Annotated in this window: 2 protein-coding genes; both read left to right on the top strand. The window is 44.7% G+C overall.

The window, feature by feature from the left end:
- Positions 1-453 (top strand): TRAP transporter large permease subunit (locus A3729_RS01170; protein ID WP_156497565.1); only part of this gene is annotated, 453 nt, incomplete at its 5' end.
- A 10-nt stretch (positions 454-463) separates the two neighbouring features.
- On the top strand, positions 464-810 hold a 347-nt coding region (locus A3729_RS01165; RefSeq protein WP_156497564.1), incomplete at its 3' end, for a hypothetical protein.

Raw genomic sequence — 810 nt, 5'->3', positions numbered from 1 at the left:
TTACTGATGTTAATGGCTTGCTCGTTTACAGTTGGCGGCATTATAGAACGGGGCGGCGGCGTACTAGAGATACCCGAATTCTTCGGCTCTACCTACGGCACGATGGCGTTTCTCGTTCTGTTTTTGGTGATGATCGGCATGGTAATGGACCCCTTTGGTGCGCTTATCCTGGTTACAGGTACGATTGCTCCGGTTGCTTATGCTGCCGGAATCAATCCGATTCACTTCTGGATGACCTGCTTGATGGCTTTCGAACTTGGTTATTTGAGTCCGCCGGTTTCGTTAAATCACCTACTTACCCGTCAGGTTGTGGGTGATGAGGAAGTCAGTCTCGCTTTAAAAGAGGGCGATTCCTTTTATTATCGCCACGAGCGTTTACTTCTTCCGCTTATGGTTATGGGTACAACACTCATTCTTGTTGCTTTCGTTCCATTAGCATTCATCGATCAATAAGGTTGCTAGAATGGAACGCGTAGCAAAACGTGAGGAGCAATTAGAGCAACTTGAACGGCAGAGTGAAAGTGACTTGCCAGAAATAATTTCTGGCATGAGTGATGAACAATTTGAAGCTGTGTTTGATTTGGTTGAGTCGGTGCTCGAACGTGAAAGAAAAGGATTTGATCGTTTTTTCGAGTCTATCTCTCAAACGCTTAGATATATCCCCAACTTTCTCGTGCTTGCGATTACAAACAAATATATCGACCCACCCATTGCGGCAAGAATTACATCTAAGCTCCCCATTAAGAGTGCTGTTCAAATAGCAAAAGGTTTGTCTGTTGAGTATGTCTGTGAAACAGCGGTCTTTATGAA

This window comes from Oleiphilus sp. HI0043 (assembly GCF_001634935.1).
This window is presented reverse-complemented; position numbering and strand designations above follow the sequence as displayed.